The sequence below is a fragment of the Duganella aquatilis genome (genome assembly GCF_009674565.1).
Lineage (GTDB): Bacteria > Pseudomonadota > Gammaproteobacteria > Burkholderiales > Burkholderiaceae_D > Rugamonas > Rugamonas aquatilis.
Genome location: NZ_WKJL01000027.1, coordinates 21,062 through 38,386, shown reverse-complemented (window position 1 = coordinate 38,386; position 17,325 = coordinate 21,062). Strand labels below are relative to the sequence as shown.

13 protein-coding genes are annotated in these 17,325 nt (G+C 64.5%); 3 read left to right on the top strand and 10 right to left on the bottom strand.

The features are described 5' to 3' along the window. Positions 1-26: 26 nt before the first annotated feature. Positions 27-791: a spermine/spermidine synthase domain-containing protein gene (locus GJ698_RS25610; protein WP_154360695.1), complete on the top strand. Its 765-nt coding sequence runs from the start codon at positions 27-29 to the stop codon at positions 789-791. 238 nt (positions 792-1,029) lie between these two features. Then, the gene (locus GJ698_RS25605; protein ID WP_154360694.1) at positions 1,030-3,462 is read left to right on the top strand and encodes a TonB-dependent receptor plug domain-containing protein; all 2,433 of its coding nucleotides are present in this window, start codon (positions 1,030-1,032) and stop codon (positions 3,460-3,462) included. Here the strand turns inward: GJ698_RS25605 and pdxR are convergent. After that, entirely contained in the window at positions 3,410-4,954 is a 1,545-nt protein-coding gene (gene pdxR / locus GJ698_RS25600; protein WP_154360693.1) for a MocR-like pyridoxine biosynthesis transcription factor PdxR, read from the bottom strand. The genes GJ698_RS25605 and pdxR overlap by 53 nt on opposite strands. 83 nt (positions 4,955-5,037) lie before the next feature. On the opposite strand from pdxR, the gene GJ698_RS25595 reads away from it, so the two are divergent. Next, positions 5,038-5,676 carry a pyridoxamine 5'-phosphate oxidase family protein gene (locus GJ698_RS25595; RefSeq protein ID WP_154360692.1) on the top strand — a complete coding sequence of 213 codons (639 nt, stop codon included), beginning with the start codon at positions 5,038-5,040 and terminating at the stop codon, positions 5,674-5,676. 12 nt (positions 5,677-5,688) lie between these two features. On the opposite strand, the gene GJ698_RS25590 is transcribed toward GJ698_RS25595, so the two are convergent. The 9 genes from GJ698_RS25590 to GJ698_RS25550 are packed head-to-tail and all read right to left on the bottom strand — an operon-like array spanning position 5,689 to position 17,309. Continuing rightward, positions 5,689-7,365, bottom strand: coding sequence for a hypothetical protein (locus GJ698_RS25590; protein WP_154360691.1), 1,677 nt, complete (start codon positions 7,363-7,365; stop codon positions 5,689-5,691). Then, positions 7,362-9,395, bottom strand: a complete 2,034-nt coding sequence (locus GJ698_RS25585; protein WP_154360690.1) for a DUF4175 family protein — start codon at positions 9,393-9,395, stop codon at positions 7,362-7,364. The genes GJ698_RS25590 and GJ698_RS25585 overlap by 4 nt, the downstream gene beginning before the upstream one ends. Beyond that, positions 9,379-10,425 carry a BatA domain-containing protein gene (locus tag GJ698_RS25580; RefSeq protein WP_229260171.1) on the bottom strand — a complete coding sequence of 349 codons (1,047 nt, stop codon included), beginning with the start codon at positions 10,423-10,425 and terminating at the stop codon, positions 9,379-9,381. Before GJ698_RS25580 ends, GJ698_RS25585 begins: the two co-directional genes overlap by 17 nt. Next, positions 10,422-11,348, bottom strand: a complete 927-nt coding sequence (locus GJ698_RS25575; RefSeq protein WP_154360689.1) for a DUF58 domain-containing protein — start codon at positions 11,346-11,348, stop codon at positions 10,422-10,424. The genes GJ698_RS25580 and GJ698_RS25575 overlap by 4 nt, the downstream gene beginning before the upstream one ends. Before the next feature lie 7 nt (positions 11,349-11,355). Then, positions 11,356-12,354, bottom strand: coding sequence for an AAA family ATPase (locus GJ698_RS25570; protein WP_154360688.1), 999 nt, complete (start codon positions 12,352-12,354; stop codon positions 11,356-11,358). Between the two features lie 2 nt (positions 12,355-12,356). Then, positions 12,357-12,980: a DUF4159 domain-containing protein gene (locus GJ698_RS25565; protein WP_166455094.1), complete on the bottom strand. Its 624-nt coding sequence runs from the start codon at positions 12,978-12,980 to the stop codon at positions 12,357-12,359. 8 nt (positions 12,981-12,988) lie between these two features. Continuing rightward, positions 12,989-14,326: a TldD/PmbA family protein gene (locus GJ698_RS25560; RefSeq protein WP_154360687.1), complete on the bottom strand. Its 1,338-nt coding sequence runs from the start codon at positions 14,324-14,326 to the stop codon at positions 12,989-12,991. A 5-nt stretch (positions 14,327-14,331) separates the two neighbouring features. Then, positions 14,332-15,969, bottom strand: coding sequence for a TldD/PmbA family protein (locus tag GJ698_RS25555; protein ID WP_154360686.1), 1,638 nt, complete (start codon positions 15,967-15,969; stop codon positions 14,332-14,334). Positions 15,970-15,971: 2 nt separating this feature from the next. After that, positions 15,972-17,309 (bottom strand): TldD/PmbA family protein, encoded by a 1,338-nt coding sequence (locus GJ698_RS25550; RefSeq protein ID WP_154360685.1) that lies wholly within the window; start codon positions 17,307-17,309, stop codon positions 15,972-15,974. Between the last annotated feature and the right edge of the window lie 16 nt (positions 17,310-17,325).

Sequence of the window (17,325 nt, the reverse complement as noted above, 5' to 3'; positions counted from 1 at the left end):
CCGCAGCCTGCTGGTAAACTACCCAAATGAGTACACCTATCAAATTCGACCAACCCGGCCACCCGCCCGCCACCATCACCGAATTCCAGGGCGTGCGCAGCCTGCACCTCGGCACCTCCTGGGTGCAGGGCGCCATGCGCATCGCCAAGCCCGACAACATCGAGCTGGAATACGTACAGATGATGATGATGTGGCTGCTCTTCAAAGACCAGCCGCGCCACATCGTGCAACTGGGCCTGGGCAGCGCCGCGCTGACCAAGTTCTGCTACCGCCGTCTGCCGCAGGCGCGCGTGACCGCCATCGAACTCAATCCCAACGTGATCGCCATGTGCCAGTCGCAATTCGGCCTGCCGTCCAACGACGACCGCCTGGACGTGCGCGAAATGAACGCCATGGACTTCGTGCTCGATCCGGCCAACCGCAACACGGTCGACGTACTGCAGGTGGACCTGTACGACGAGGAAGCGCGCGGTCCGGTGCTCGACTCGCCGGAGTTCTACCAGGGCTGCGCCGACGTGCTGCGCGACGGCGGCATCATGACCACCAACGTCTTCGGCGACGACTTCTCCAACTACGACAAGAACCTGCAAACCATGGAACTGGTGTTCGACGCCGTGGTGTGGCTGCCGGAGGTCCACGACGCCAATATCGTCGTTATCGCCTTCAAGAACGCGCCGTCGCTGGACTTCAGTGAACTGTATGAGCGCGCCGGCGAAATCAAGAAAAGCCTCAACCTGCCGGCCAAGTCGTGGGTCAACGGCCTGAAAGAGTGGATGCGCGACCACCAATAGGTGCGCACCACACCGATGCGTACACGCCACACTTTTGCACCCGCATGTGGCGGGTGCGTACCGGGCCGCCGCCCAGCTTACGATACATTACGTTACAGTGCACGACTTATGTGCAAATGTGCATAATTCGCAACATTTTGGTGCATGCGGCGTTGTCGTCTTTGCACGCGCCGACTTAGTATTTTTCCAACGGCCTTACCCCCATGGGCCGTTTCCAAAAAAACTAAGAGAGAGCACAATGACCCGAGCACCCCAATTCAAACGCACCCTGCTCGCCAGCGCCATCCTGCTGCTGGCAGCGCAAACCGCCCAGGCGCAAACGTCCACCGACGGCAGCGCCAAGGCCGATGAACAAACCGTCGTGGTCCTGGGCTCGCGCTCGGTGGCCAAGACGGCGCTGGACACCTCGTCGCCGGTGGGCCTGATCGGCCTCAAGGACCTGCAGACCGCCGGCCCGCTGGAACTGGGCAAGCTGCTGCAAACGCTGGACCCGTCGTTCAACTTCTCCACCACCTTCATCAGCGACGGCACCGACTCGATCCGCCCCGCCACCCTGCGCTCGCTGGGGCCGGACCAGGTGCTGGTGCTGATCAACGGCAAACGGCGTCACCAGCAGGCGCTGGTCAACGTGCAGCAGACCGTCGGCCGTGGCTCGGCCGGCACCGACATCAACGCCATTCCGCTGGGCGCCATCCACCACATCGAAGTGCTGCGCGACGGCGCCGCCGCCCAATACGGCTCGGATGCGATCGCCGGCGTGATCAACATCGTCCTCAAGTCCAACATCGGCGAAACGTCGCTCAGCGGCCAGCTGGGCACCACTTCGGAAAGCGACGGCGACCTGTACTCGGCCAGCGCCAACCGCGGCTTCGCGCTGGGCGAAAACGGCGGCTACATCAACCTGACGCTGGAAGGCCGCAAGCGCGGCGAGACCAACCGCGCCGGCCCGGATTCGCTGCGCGTCAATCCGCCGCGCGTGACGCAGCACATCGGCGACAGCAACACCAAGGACGGCTACTTCTGGTGGAACGGCGCCCTGCCGATCGACAAGGAGAGCGAGTTCTATGCCTTCGGCGGCGTCTCCAAGCGCAAGAGCGATTCGTATGGCTTCTTCCGTTCGGCCGGCGACGACCGCACCGTGTCGTCGGTGTATCCGAACGGCTTCCTGCCGGCGATCAGCACCGACATCAAGGACGCCTCGTTCGCCTTCGGCTACCGCCACGACCTGCCGCGCGACTGGAAGGCCGACGTCAGCATCAACTACGGCCGCAGCGAGCTGGCCTTCCATGAATCGAACAGCTTGAACGTCAGCTACTGGTACGAGCCGAAAACCGGCGGCGGCATCTACGCCGACTCGCCGCGCGAAGCCGATACCGGCACGCTGCGCTTCTCGCAGCTGACCTTCAATGCCGACATCAAGGGCCCGGTCAAGGTCGGCGACAGCGAAGTGTCGCTGGCCACCGGCTTCGAGTACCGCCAGGACAACTACCAGATCATTGCCGGCGATCCGGTCTCGTACCAGTACGGCCGCACCAACAATCCGGCCATCGCCATCACCACGCCGAGCGGCGCCACCGCCGCTGCCGGCATCCAGGGCTTCCCCGGCTACACGCCTGGAACGGCGGTGGATTCGGGCCGCCACAACATCGCGCTGTTCCTCGACGCCGAAACCAAACCGGTGAATACGGTGACGCTGGGCGGCGCGGTGCGCTACGAAAAATACTCGGACTTCGGCAGCACCGTCACCGGCAAGCTGAGTGGCCGCTTCGACCCGACCAAGGAAGTGGGCATCCGCGCCAGCCTGTCCACCGGCTTCCGCGCGCCAAGCGTGCAGCAGGAGTTCTACAGCTCCGTCTCCACCAACCTGAATAACGGCGTGCTGACCGAAACGCTGACCGCGCGCCAGGGCAGCGCCGTCACGCAGGCCTTCGGCATCAAGCCGCTGAAGGAGGAAACCTCGACCAACGGCAGCATCGGCGTGGTGCTGCGGCCGGTGAAGAACTTCTCGCTGACGGCCGATGCCTACGAGATCAAGATCAAGGACCGCATCGTCTTCTCCAGCGAGATCGCGCCGGAGGCCGGCGGCGGCCCGGTCGCCAACATCCTGCGTCCGCTGGGCGTGGGCCAGGCGCAGTTCTTCACCAACGCGGTCGATACGCGCACGCGCGGCCTGGACGTGGTGGCCGAGAACACCACCAAGTTCGATTCGTCGACGCTGGTGCTGTCGGGTCAACTGGGCTTCAACAAGACCGAGGTGACCAAGCGCCATTCGACATCGTCCGTACTGAGCGGCGAGAAGCTGTTCGACAAATCGCAGGTGACGCTGATCGAGCACGGCCAGCCGCGCAAGCACCACGTGGTGGCAGCCGACTACACCACCGGCGCCTGGAACCTGAACACCCGCGCCAACTACTACGGTCCGGTGGAGGCGGAAAACTTCAGCCCCCTGCAGAAGTGGGATGCGCGCTGGCTGGTGGATGCGTCGGTGCGCTATGGCTTCAGCAAGCGCACCTTCCTCAGCGTGGGCGTGAACAATGCCTTCAACCAGCTGCCCAACCTGTGGGCCAACGGCGGCGATTTCCCGAAACTGGGCTTCACCCGCTGCTGGGAAACCTGCCCTATCGGCGTGAACGGCCGTTCGTTCTACGTGCGGGCGGATACGGCGTTTTAAGCTGCGCCGCTCCGGCGGCTGAACAGTTGGCGGCGTAGGCCGCAAGGTGCACCAGCGCCGCCAACTGCTTCACCAGTCCCTCCATCTGCTCGGCCGGCACCTGTGCGTAGCCGAGCATCAGTCCCTTCCAGCCTGAATCACCTTGCGTGTCATGTGTGCTGAGCGCGTTGACGGCAATGCCGCGCTGCAGTGCCTGCGCGACGATGGCCACGTCATCGATGCGCGCATCCTGAAAGCGCAAGGACAGGTGCATGCCGGCGGAACCGCCGTGCACCGTCGCCACCGAACCAAGATGCTGTTCCAGCGCGGCCACCAGCGCATCGCGCCGCTGGCGATACAGTCGCCGCATGCGCCGCAGATGCAGCACGAACTGGCCGCTGCGCAGGAACTCGGCCAGCGCCAGTTGCTCCGCCACGCGGCCACGCGACGACGACTGCGCGCGCATCTGCGCGAACGCCTCCGCCAGTGATGCTGGCACCACCACAAAGCCGATACGCAGCGACGGGAACATCGTCTTGCTGAAGGTGCCGAGATAGACCACCGGCGCATCCGCCGCCAGCCCTTGCATCGCATGCAGCGGTGCGCCGTCGTGACGGAACTCGCTGTCGTAGTCATCCTCGATGATCAGTGCGCCGGCCGCACGCGCCGCCTCGATCAGCGCCAGGCGGCGGCGCAGGCTCAATACGCTGCCGATCGGATACTGGTGCGACGGCGTGGTGTAGATCAGGCGCGGAGGCCGCAGCAGCCAGTCTTCCGCTGTCGGCGCCATGCCCTCGTCATCGACATCGATGCCGGCCACCGCCAGACCGGCGCCGCGTGCGGCGGCCAGTGCGCCGCCGTAGCCGGGATTCTCGATCCAGACCGTGTCGCTGTCGTCTGCCAGCGCACGCATGCACAGATCGAGACTGCTCTGCGTGCCGTCCGTAATGAAGACCTGCGCAGCGTCGCACACCACGCCGCGCGAGGCGCGCAGGTGATCGGCAATGGCCTCGCGCAGCTGCGGCTCGCCGGCCGGATCGCCATAATTCAGCTGCACCACCGTCATGGCCCGCAGCGCGCGTTCCAGCATGCGCCGCCACAGCGCCATCGGAAACTGTTCCAGCGCCGGCACGCCGGGCACGAAGGCGCCCATGCGGTCGGCCGGTCCCGGCACTGCGCGCAGGCTGCGTGCGCGCTGCGACAAGCCGGCATGTGGCGCCGCAACTACACGCTCGGTCGGCGCACGCTCCGGCGTCACCGCAGCCACCACCGTGCCACGGCGGTCGGTTACCACAAAACCTTCGCTGGCCAGCTGCTCATAGGCATACAGCACGGTGTTGCGCGCCACGCCCAGCTCCTCCGCCAGCGCGCGCGAAGCGGCGAGCCGCGCGCCGGCAGCCAGCGTGCCGTTGCGGATCGCCGCCCGCAGGCACTCGTGCAGCATGCGCTGGCGCGGCCAGCCGCGATGGTTGTGCTGTTCCGCATATCCGTTGATCAGCAGGGCGAGATCCATTCATGGCTCCATAAAAATACCTATCCATGGCTCTACTTATGGAGCCAGCATTTCATTATATTAGGATTTTTACGAGGAGAGCCATGAACGAAGCACCTACCGACCGCACCCGTGTCCGCCGCGTTGCCACCAACGCCCGCTACGACGCCACCACGCTGCACGCGATCATCGACGATGCCTACCTGTGCCACATCGCCTTCAGCGACGGCAAGGGCGCGCACTGCATCCCGACAGCGTGCTGGCGCGATGGCGACCACCTGTACATCCATGGCTCCAACGGCAGCCGCATGCTGAAGCGCCTGGTGGAAGGTGAGTGCTGCGTGACCATCACGCATCTGGATGGACTGGTGCTGGCGCGATCGGCGTTCAGCCACTCGATGAACTACCGCTCGGCCATGGTATATGGGCGCTTTGAAGTGGTGGAAGGCGACGCCGCGCGTCACGCGATGGAGACTTTCATGGAAAAACTGGTACCAGGCCGCCAGGCCGATGTGCGTCCCGGTTCGGACAAGGAGTACGCCGCCACCACCGTCATGCGCATCCCGCTGGCAGAAGCGGCCTGCAAGATGCGCACCGGCGCGCCGAACGACGACGAGGAAGACCTGGGCTGGCCGGCGTGGGCAGGCGTGCTGCCATTTGCCCGCGTTGCGCAAGCGCCGGTCAGGCATGAGGACTGCACCATTGAGGCGCCGCCCTATGTACAGCGCTGGCGCCAGCCGTAATTCAGCGCAGCATCAGCCGGCTGCGGCGCCATGTCGTTGAGATTGCTCGAGCCACCACAAGGCCAGCATCGACAGCGCAAACAGCACGGCAAACGGCGCCGCCGGCAGCTTCGGCCCTGGCGCTTCGCTCGTGACGTCTGCCGCCGGCACTGCCGGACGGGCGACGCGGGCGGCGCGGGCCGCATACTGCGCCGTCGCATCACGGCGCAGCGCCTTCTGCCACGCAGGCCAGTCGCCGGCGGCATAGACGTACTCCATGCCATGCTCCGCCATACCCTCCGCGCTGAATTTTATCCAGCCAGCCTTCTGCGGCCAGAATGCCGCGCACACGCCATCCGCCTTGTCCGTCCGCGCCTGCAACGTCATCGCAGCATAGCCGGCGGCGGCCAACGCTGTCCCGGCCTTCACGCCCTGCGCGCAGACCTCACTGCGCAGGCCCGGCACCGGCATTGGATCGTTCATCTGCCAAACCGTTTTCTGCACGCCATCCAGCGCAATCAAATCCATCGCCGCTTGCCACCACAACGCCAACGCCTGCGGCGCGCTGATCGCGTACTTATGCCAATCCGACACGCCTATCCACACCACGCGGCCCTGACCGACACCGCGCTGCCATAACCAGGGCTGCTGCTTGCCGTCGCGCGCCAGCACCGACCACGGTTCACCCGCAGTCGCGGCAGGATTCAAGTTCGCCAGCGGCATGGACAGCGCGCCGCCAAACTGTCGCACATCCTCTTTTTCCGTGGTCGGCGATTGCGGATGCAGTGACAAACCGAAATCCCGCTGCCACATGCCGGCATCCGCAGCATTCCCGCCGAGGATCACCAGCGGCACGCCCTTGCCCGCCTGCGCCAGCAAGCCGGCGCGCGCCGATGGAATCAAATGCTCCACATACGCCGCATCGACAAACACTGCGTTCGGCACAGTCAACGGCGCGCGCGCCGTTTCGCTGCGCTTGATCGCCTTACCCAGCGTAACATCCCAGTCCAGGATCGCGCTGCCATCGGACAGCAGCTGATTCAAGGTCCGCGCATCGAACGATGGCGCATCGAAGCGGCCCCGTATCTGCAAGGGCATCGCATCTTTTACCTGCAGCGGTATCGGACCTTGCGCGATGGTCTTGCCGTTCGCATCGAGCAGACGCGCTTGCAGCAGCATCGTCTCTGCCACTGGCGGCAGCCATTGCACGGAAAGCTGCGACGCGGCCGCGATGCCGGAATCGGCCAGCACCTGTTGGTTCTCTGCCAGCAGCTGCAAGCGCCATCCCGACTGCGTTGGCGAGCGCCGTACGGTCAACGTGAAGATGCGGCCCAATGACATCGAACGCGGAAAGTCCAGCCACAGCAAATCCGTTGCCGCAGGTTTCCATTGCAGCGGACGCGCAGGCAGGTCGCGCCACTCGGCTTCGCGCACACCGTCGCCGCTCAGGACGATGCCGGATGCTGCGGGAATCGCAGCCATGTCCGCTACGCTGATGCGGCCCGCTTCCGTGCCGACCGTCAGCGGACCGGCCGCTTCGGCAGACAGTCGCACATTGGCGATCGATACCGCCAGCGATACGCTGGCAACGCCGGCCAGCAAGGCATTGATCCAGCGCCGTTTGCGGGCATACAGCGCGGCGCTAATCACGCCGACGGTCAGGGCGGCGAGTGGCGGCGCAATCGTCATCAGTTCAGTGGAGATGATCATTTGGCTTGCTCCTTGCCGCGCCACGCCTGCCGGAATGGCGTATCCGCCGAAGGATGCGCCTGCAGCAGTACCGGTGCATCGGTCAGCGTACCGCGCAACCAGGCGCGCAATTCGGCGCGACATGGCACGCAGCCATCCTGTACATCCTGCACCGCGCGCTGCGCGTTCAGCTTCTGTTCCTGATCGGTGATGCGGGCAGCGATGGTATCGCGCGCGGACTTGCTCCACAAAGCCGGCAAGGCGCCGTCCTGCGCAAGCGCTTGCACCAGGTCGCGCACTTCGGCTGGCACCGTGTCGCTGGCCGCTCCCTGCTCACGCTTGTAACTCATGGCGCCGACGATGTCGCCGGTCATGCGCTTCTCTTCCTTTAATGCCGGCGGCACAAAGGATGTACGGTGCAGGTAGACGCGTTCCGCCGCCTGCAATTCCTTGATGGCGTCCAGCGCCTTGTACTCCGGCGGCAGCGCGGTCTTCGGCGCGATGGCGCGTAGCGACTTCTCGGCATCCCACATCGCAGCCAGCGCGCGCTTGAGGACCGCCTTGGTCTGCGGATCGAAGATGGTGGCGTTGTCTTCCTGGTCGTGGGCGTGGCCGAATTCCTTCATGACGGCGATTTCACCGCCGGCTTTTTCGCTGCCATGGTGCTCGTGTTCATGTTCGTGCTCCTCGTCGCCGAACAGGCTGGATTCTTCGCCGAGGAACTGGCCATAACGCAGGCGCAGCGCGGCCTGATCGGCAGCGACGCTTTCGCTGCGTGAGCGCAGCGTGGCGGCCGGCATGTTCGGATGCGCTTGCAGGTCGGCGACTAACTGTTCGGTGTCGATGATGATCTGACGCTGGCTACGCAGGTTTTCCGGCTTGCTCAGGGAAGGCAATGCGGTGGAGTCCAGGCTTTCGGCTTCGGGGCCGGGCAGGCGCAGCGTGTAGGTCGGCGATTGCGTGGTGTGTGGATTATCCGGCGCGTTGTCGGTGGCGCGGACGAAGAAGTAGAGTTCATCGCCGGGTTCCATGCCGAGCTCCGTCAGCGTCCACTGCTTTTTCCATGAGCGCGATTTCGGGTCGCTGGATTGCGGCAGCGGCACTTCCTTGTCGCTGAAGCGGATGTTTTCGCCGCTGCCGCGTGCGAGGGTCATATGCAGGCTGGCGCGGACGATGGCGTAGTCGTCGCGTGCATTCACCGAGATTTGTACCGACTTGGCGTCCTTTTGCAGCAGGTGGATCAGTTCCGTCGGCTCGATGATGGTGACTTGCGGCGGCTGGTCCGGCGTGACGCGGATATTGTAGCGGGTGGTGGATGCGCCGCGCGTGCGCCAGAACAGCGAGTCTTCAACGCGGAGTTTGGCGCAGTCTTTATCGATGGCGAGGGTTTGGCCGTCGCCCAGTTCTACCACTGGCTGCGCGCCGCTTGGGTTGCGCACGCACCAGCGGACTTCAGAGTATTGCGGGATCTGGATGTCGCGGGCGCCGGTGTCGAAGACGGCGACGCCGGTGTAGGCTGGCGGCGTGACGCGCAGATAGACTTCGCCGTCGACGATCGGCTTTGTGGTTTGCGTGGCCGGTGGTGGTGCAGATGATGCGGCTTGCCGGCCGTGCCAGGCTGCGGCTGCGCCGGCGGTCAGCAGGCTGAGAGCGAGCGGCAGAATAATGTAGCCGGCGCGCGTGTGGGCGATGCTGCGGTAGTCGTCGTCGGTCAATGCGCTGGCAAGGCGGGCTTGCAGGCGTTGTTGCTGGAGTCTGGCGATGGGCGTAGTGGCGTCGACGGCCAGCAGATCGCTGCTGTCTTCCAGCGAGGGGATGGCGGCGTTGAGCCAGGATGTCCATTGCTGGCTGATGCGGTGGCGCCAGCGGTATCCGTCGGCGACAGCCCAGATGCCCCATACGGCGATGGCGACGGCCATGGCCGGGTGTGTGGCGGGCAACAGGCAGATGGCCAATGCCAGCGGCACGGCTGCGGCCAGCCATTGTGGGCCGCGACGGCGCCAGATGGCGGTCCAGAGGCGGCGGCGCAGGTGGTCAGTTTCGCCGGGCATGAGTCAGGGTCCGTTCCAGGATGAAGAGCGCCAGCAGGGCCAGTGCGAGCCAGTTGGCCGGCTTGGCGGCGGCGGGCGGCAACGCGCTGCGGGCGGCGGCGAAGGTTTGGGATGGCGTGGCGTAGGCTGGCGCGGGAGCCGCTGCCAGCAGCTGCCAGGCTTCGTACAGCGCACGCGCGGTGTCGGCATCGCGCGACGGAAACGCGTCCGATGCCCACAAGCGGCCACGCGGCGAATCGGCGTACTTCAGCGTGATGCCATTGATTGTCAGCGTGGCAGCGTTGGCCAACTCGGGGAAAGCAGCGGCAGCGGACGCGGATGCGGCGACCCACCAATTTGTGGCGCGCCAGTTGGCGGGTGGCGCGGCGGTGGGCTTGTCCCAGATGATGAGCGAGGTCTTGGCGGTCGGCTCGGCGGCGATTGTGTAGCGCGGGCTTGCGCTGCTGAAGGCGGCGAATAGTGCCTGCCATCCCGGCAGATGGGCGGTGTCGGCGGGCAGCACGATTTGCTCGGTGGCCGTAGGGGGTAAAGGCAAGCTGGCGTTTTGCGTGCGCAGTTCTAGCTGGTGGCTGAGTTGCGGCAGGCGCGCGGACATGGCGATTTTTTCGGCACGGGCGATGATCAGCAATCTGGCGTCCACGCGCCAATCGCGTTCGTTCTGTCGCAGCCATGACAGCGCGGCCGGCGGCATATCGATGCGCGCGGCGGAGGCAAAGCCTGCGGCGGCGATTTCCTTTTCTGCCCAAGCTTTGTCAACGCCGGCATCCACCAGCACCGTATCACCACGCCATGGGAAGATCGTCGCGGCCAGCCACGCAATCAACGTCACCAATAGCAGGCAGCGCACCAGCAGCAACAGCTTGTCGCGCCACTGCCAGACGCGCAGTTGTTCCGGCGGCGCGGAAGGCAGGAAGCGCGCGGTGGCCAGTGGTTCGGCCTTCAGCCGCTGGCGCTTCTGGCGGTGCCACCAGATCGGCAGCAGCAGCACCGGTAACGCCAGCCACCACAGAGGATAAGAACTCAGCATCATTTGGCCCGCGCCCCCGTCAGCTGCAACCAGCTGCGCAAGACGCCACTCAGCGGCTGCTCGATGCGCGCTTCGTAGTGGACGATATTATTCTGACGGCAGCTGCCCGCCACCGCATCGAAGTGCGCACGGCTTTGCTGCTTGTAGTATGCACGGTCCGCATTGCTGATGCGGTGCAGACCATCGTCGCGCTCCGGGTCGCGGTAACCGGCGCCGGACTTGAAACTGGCATCGACTTCGGCCTGCGTCCGCAGCGTCAGCAACCGCACATCGTGGCGCATATTCCGCAGCCGCAGCAAGGCTTCGCTCAATGGCGACGGCCAGTCGAGGAAATCGCTGGCGGCAAAAATCATGCTCGGCGCGCGGGCGAAGTGCAGATTGGATTTCAACACCTCCGCAGTCGGCAGCCGGCCTTCCGGCTTGGCCTTGGCCAATGCAGCCAGCACGCGCTGCAACTGGCGCGGTCCGCGTGAGGCTTGCGTGAATTCGACTTTACCATCGGTGCAGATCACCAGGCCGAAAGCATCGCCCTGCCGCTGTGCGATGGCGGCGACACAGGCCAGCACCGTGCGCGCGAACCAGAGTTTATCGACGCCGTTGATTTCCCGGCTAGGCTCCGCCATCGACGCCGTGGCGTCCAGCCACAACCAAGTGGCGACGTGGCTGTCGCGCTCCGCCTCGCGGACAAAGTAGCGGTCCGCGCGAGCGAGCAGCTTCCAGTCCACGCGGCGCCATTCGTCGCCGGGCGCGTAGGCGCGATATTCCGAGAACTCGACGCCGGCGCCGCGCTCGCGGCCCGCGTGGATACCGTGGCCGAGACCTGCAAGGACGTGACGAATCACCAGCTCCAGATCCCTGGTCTGGGCCATCATGGCCGTCATGGCGCTGGCCGGCGCGGCGGCAGGCGGCTTCGAAATCGGTTGCATCGGCAGCTTAGTCCGGGCGGATATGCTCGCGCAGCGATTGCAGGATGTCGGCAATCGCCACGCCGTCCGCCTCCGCCTCGAAGTTGCGCAGCACGCGATGGGCCAGCACCGGCAGCAGCATTTCGCCGATGTCCTCGCGCGTGACCGCCAGGCGGCCCTGCATCAGCGCGCGCGCCTTGGAGGCCAGCACCAGCGCCTGCCCCGCACGCGGCCCAGCGCCCCAGCCGATATGCCGGGTTACCGCCGGCACCGTCGTCAGCGACGGCCGTGTCGCGCGCACCAGCCGCGTGGCATAAGCCACCAGGTGATCGCCGATCTCGATATCGCGCACCAGCTGCTGCAAGCGCAGCAAGGTCGCCACATCCATCACCGGCTCGGCATCCTTCAGGCCCGCATTGGTGGTGGCGGACACCATGGCGATTTCCTCCGCCTCGGTCGGGTACACAACATCGATGCGCAACAGGAAGCGATCCAGCTGCGCCTCCGGCAGCGGATAAGTGCCCGCCTGCTCGATCGGATTCTGCGTCGCCAGCACAAAGAAAGGCTTGGGCAGCTTGTGCGTCTGGCCGGCGAAGGTGACGGAACGCTCCTGCATCGCCTCCAGCAGCGCCGACTGCGTCTTCGGCGGTGCGCGGTTGATCTCGTCCGCCAGCAGCACCTGCGTGAACACCGGCCCTTGCTGGAAGCGGAACTCGCGCTTGCGCGTCGCATGGTCCTCTTCCAGGATTTCGGTGCCGACGATATCGGACGGCATCAGGTCCGGCGTGAACTGCACGCGATGGAAGTCCAGCTCCGTCGCCTGCGACAGCGACTTGACCAGCAGCGTCTTGCCCAGTCCAGGAACGCCCTCCACCAGCGCATGGCCGCCGGCCAGCAAGCAGATGATCAGCGAGTCAATCACATTTTCCTGGCCGATGATCACGCGCGCCATGCTGGCCTTCAGCGCCTTCACCTTGGCGGTCAGTTCGCCGATTTCATTTTCGCTCCAGGCGATACCTTCAGCCATAACTACGCTCCCAACGCATATTGAATGATGTTGACCGCAAAGCGGGTGTTGTCGATCGCGAGAAACCGCTTGTTGCGGAAGTCGTAATCCCACTCGCAGCCGTAGTCCTTGTTGCTGTACAAAAGCCGCACGCGGCCGCCGATCTCGATCGCCTTCAGGTAGTCGTGCACCAGATCGTCGCCCCAGCCGTTCAGTTCCACGGCGGTATTCGGCGGACCGTCCTCGAACTTGAAGAAGCTCGAATAGATCGCGTGGTTGTTGGGGATCTTGTGCAGCGCCTTCGGCCCGAAGATACGGCCGATTTCAGCCTCGAACGATTTCGCGAACAGCCCGTCGATATCGTGGTTGCAGTCGTCCACGAACAGGAAGCCGCCGCCCTTGATGTAGCGCTCCAGGTTCTTGCGCTCGGCCGCCGTGAACTGCACCAGCTTGTGGCCGGCGAAATAGCAGAACGGCGCCTCCAGCATCTTCGGATCGGACAGCGCGACGATGCGCTCAACGGGATCGACCCGCAAGGTGGTGTATTCCACCAGCGAGTTAAGCACGTTGCTGGGCATGCGGACGTCCACATCCCAGTCACCCGACTCGTATGTCAGGCGCGTGAAATAGAAATCGTACGAGGCCACTGCCGTCCTTACACCGCGTCCGACAGGGACGTGAAGTTAAAGTCGCGTACCTTCATCGCCGGGATCAGCATCTGGTAGCGCACTTCGTCGCCGCCGATCACCACCGGCTTGCCCAGTTCATCGATGTTGTTCAGCATCGACACCGGGCTTTCGTTGAAGCGGAAGTTCTTCACCGGATGCTTGATCTTGCCGTTCTCGATGTAGAAGGTGCCATCGCGCGTCAGGCCGGTCAGCAGCAGCGACTGCGGATCGACCATGCGGATGTACCAGGTGCGCGTGACCAGGATGCCCTTCTTGGTCGACGCGATCAGCTCCTCGGTCGACTTGGTGCCGCCGGACATGATCATGTTGCCGTGACGGCCCGTGGCGCGCTGCCCCTGCTTCTCGGCCCAGTAGCGCGTGTAGTCCAGCGATGCGACCTTGCCGCCCTTGATCACGTCCGCACGCTCACGCGCCAGCATGGCCTGGCCATCCCATGGCAACACCGGCACATCCGGATTCCACGGATCGGCCCAGATATTGACCTGTTCATCGAACAGCTTCTCGCCCAGGCGATTGCCGCCGCCTTTCTTCGAGAGGAAGCTGCGGCCTTCGTCGGCCTGGCGCGCATCGAAGGCGCCGAACATGCGGCCGATGATTTCCGACGTCGCCGCCGGCTCCAGGATCACCGTGTAGCGGCCCGGCTCCAGCGCCTTGGCGTCCACCGATTTCAACGCCTTCTCGATAGCGATCTCCGACGCCTCGCGCGCATCGAACTTGCGTGCGTCGTTGGCGGAACGCGTCACCCAGCCGGAACCACGGCCATCCTCGGTACGCGTGGTGACGGTGAAACCCAGGTTGCTCAAGGTCTGGTAGCCGAACACGCCGTTCGAATTGGCGACCGTTTCAAAGCCGGTGGTGTCGCTGAAGAAGCCCGCTGCCACCAGTCCCTGCTTGCGCGCCGAGTTGATGCTGAGCGCCGCCACTTCCGCGCGGTACTCGGGATCGATGGCGGCGGTGGCGTCGCTGAAGGTGGTGGACGGCTTGTAGTCCTGCTTCTTGATCGCCGGCTGGAACTCCGGATTGTCCGGCGCCAGGCGCGCCACATCTTCCGCACGGCGCACCACTCGCTCCAGCGCCTTGTCGTCGAATTCATTGATCGACGCCGTGCCCTGCTTCTTGCCGAAGGCGACGCTCACGGTCAGCTGCGTGTTCTCCGCCAGGCCGGCGGTCGACACGGCGTTGCGCGCATAGCGGATATTGCCATTACGGCTGCCGCTGATCTGCACGCGGCACTCGTCGGCCCTGGACAGCGACATGACCTTGTCGCAAATGCGTTTTGCTTCTTCCTGATTCAGCATCTTCATCTGTCTTATCCTATCTTGCGAGCGGTGTTGATGACGTTGACGCCGTTGAAGCGCGTCGTCGGCGAACCGTGCGACACGGCGCTGACCTGGCTAGGCTGGCCTTTGCCGTCGAAGAACGAGCCGCCCATGCGCCAGTCGCGTTCATCGCACAGCGCCGTGCAGGCGTTCCAGAATTCCTGCGTGTTCGACTGGTAGGCCACATCTTCCAGCTGCTGGCCGATCTTGCCGTTCTTGATCTCGAAATACAGCTGGCCGCCGAACTGGAAGTTGAAGCGCTGCTGGTCAATCGAATACGAACCGCGGCCCATGATGTAGATGCCCTTCTTGACATCCTTGACCATTTCGTCCGGCGTCATGCGCTTCTTGCCCGCTTCCAGCGACACGTTGGGCATGCGCTGGAACTGCACGCTGCTCCAGCTGTCCGCGTACGAACAACCCTGCGATTCCTTCTCGCCGATGATGGCCACCTGGTCGCGCGTGGCCTGGTAGTTGACCAGGATGCCGTTGCGGATCAGATCCCAACGCTTGGACGCCACGCCTTCGTCGTCGTAGCCGACCAGGCCCAGCGATCCCGGCGAGGTCTTGTCGGCGACGATGTTGACCAGCTCCGAGCCATACTTGAAGTTCTTCGACTTCCACTTGTCCAGCGTGGCAAAGCTGGTGCCGGCGTAATTGGCCTCGTAACCCAGCACGCGATCCAGCTCGGTGGCGTGACCGACCGATTCGTGGATGGTCAGGAACAGGTGTTCCGGCGACAGTACCAGATCGTACTTGCCCGGTTCGACCGATTTCGCGGTCAGCTTCTCGCGCGCCTGGCGGCCCGCCGCGCGCGCATCCTCGATCAGGTCATAGGCGCCCTTGTACAGCGTGGTGACGCCGCCGGCGGCCTTGACGCGGTTCTCCGGCTTGCAGTCGAAGAATTCGAAGCCCATGCTGGCCGGCGACGACAGGCCGTCGCGCGTGCGGAACTTGCCGCTGGCCTTGTCGACCGCCGTGGCGGTGAACGGCGACCAAAGGCGATGGATGTCCTGGTCGATGTACGAGCCGTCGGTGGAGGCGAAGTACTTCTGCTGGTTCACCTGGAACAGGTTGGCCGCCATGAAGCTGGCGCCGGCATCCAGGCCGGCCTTGTTCGCCGCCAGCAGCATGTCCGCCTTGTCCTTGATGGCCACCGCACGCCAGTCCTTTGTGAACGGCGTGGCCCACGCCACCTCGCCCACACCCTTGACGGGCGCCAGCACCACCGGCTCGGTTTGCAGCTTGGCGTTGGCCCTGGCGATGGCGACCGCCTGGCGCGCGGCATCGGCCACCGAGTCCAGCGTCATCACATTGGTCGAGCAGAAGCCGTAGGCGCCGTTGGCGATCACGCGCACGCCGACGCCGGACGACTCGGTGTTGACGATGTTTTCCACGTTCAGGTCACGCGTGGTGATGAACTGGTTCAGGTAGCGGCCGATGCGCACGTCGCAGTACGACGCGCCGGCCTTGGTGGCCGCGTTCATCGCGGCGTCGGCCAGCGACTTCTTGAACTGCACGGCGATGGGATTGAGCAGCTCTTCGGCGGCAATCGCGTTGCCGAAGACCGGCACCAGCAGGCTGCCGCCGGCAGCGGCGCCTATTTTCAGGAATGAACGGCGTTCCATGATTACACCGCGTCCGACAGCGACGTGAAGTTGAAGTCGCGGACCTTCATCGCCGGGATCAGCAACTGGAACTGCGACTCGTCTCCCGACAGGATTTCCGGCCTGCCGATTTCGTCGATATTGTTCAGCATCGATACCGGGCTTTCGTTGAAGCGGAAGTTCTTGATCGGATGCTTGATCTTGCCGTTCTCGATGTAGAAGGTGCCGTCACGCGTCAAGCCGGTCAGCAGCAGCGACTGCGGGTCCACCATGCGGATGTACCAGGTACGCGTGACCAGGATGCCCTTCTTGGTATTGGCGATCAGCTCCTCGGTGGACTTGCTGGTGCCGGCCATGATGATATTGCCCGGCGTGCCGATGGCGCGCTTGCCCATCTTCTTGGCCCAGTACTGCGAGTAGTCCATATTGGCGATCTTGCCGTTCTTGATGATGTCCTGGCGTTCGCGCGCCAGCATGCTGCCGTTATCCCATGGCAGCACGGCGACGTCCTTGTCCCATGGGTCGGCCCACACGTTGACCTGCTCGTCGAACAGCTTCTCGCCCAGGCGGTTGCCGCCGCCCTTCTTCGACAGGAAGCTGCGGCCCTCGTCGGCCGAACGCGCATCGAAGGAATTGAACATATACGCCAGCACGTCGGAGGTCGCGGCCGGCTCCAGAATCACCGTGTAGCGACCTGGCTCCAGCGCCTTGGCGTCCACCGATTTCAGCGCCTTCTCGATCGCCACGTCCGATGCGGCCCGTGCGTCGAACTTGCTGACGTCGCCGACGCTGCGCTTGACCCAGCCGGAACCGCGGCCGTCTTCGGTACGCACGGTCAGCGTGAAGTCCAGGCCCGTATCCTGCTGGTAGCCGAACACGCCGTTGGAATTGGCGATGGAGGTGAACTGCGTGGCATCGGTGAAGAAGCCCGCCGCCACCAGCTTGTTCTTGCGCGAGTTCTCGATGCTGTAGGCCGCTACCTGCGCGCGGAATTCAGGATCGATGTCGGCGGTTTTCTGGAAGAAGGTCTGCGACGCCTTGTACTCCTGCTTCGACGGCGTCGGCATGAACTCCGGATTTTCCGGCGCCAGGCGCGCCAGGTCTTCCGCGCGACGCACGGCTTTTTCCAGCGACTTGTCGTCGAATTCATTGATCGACGCCGTGCCCTGCTTCTTGCCGAAGGCGACTGACACCACCATCTGCGTGTCTTCAATCAGGCCGGCGGTCGACACGGCGTTGCGCGCGTAGCGGATGTTGCCGCGACGGCTGCCGTTGATGGTCACTTCGCACTGGTCGGCCTTGGTCAGCGCCAGCACCTTGTCGCTGATACGCTTGGTCTCTTCTTGACTCAGGAATTTCATCTTGTCTCTCTCCAGG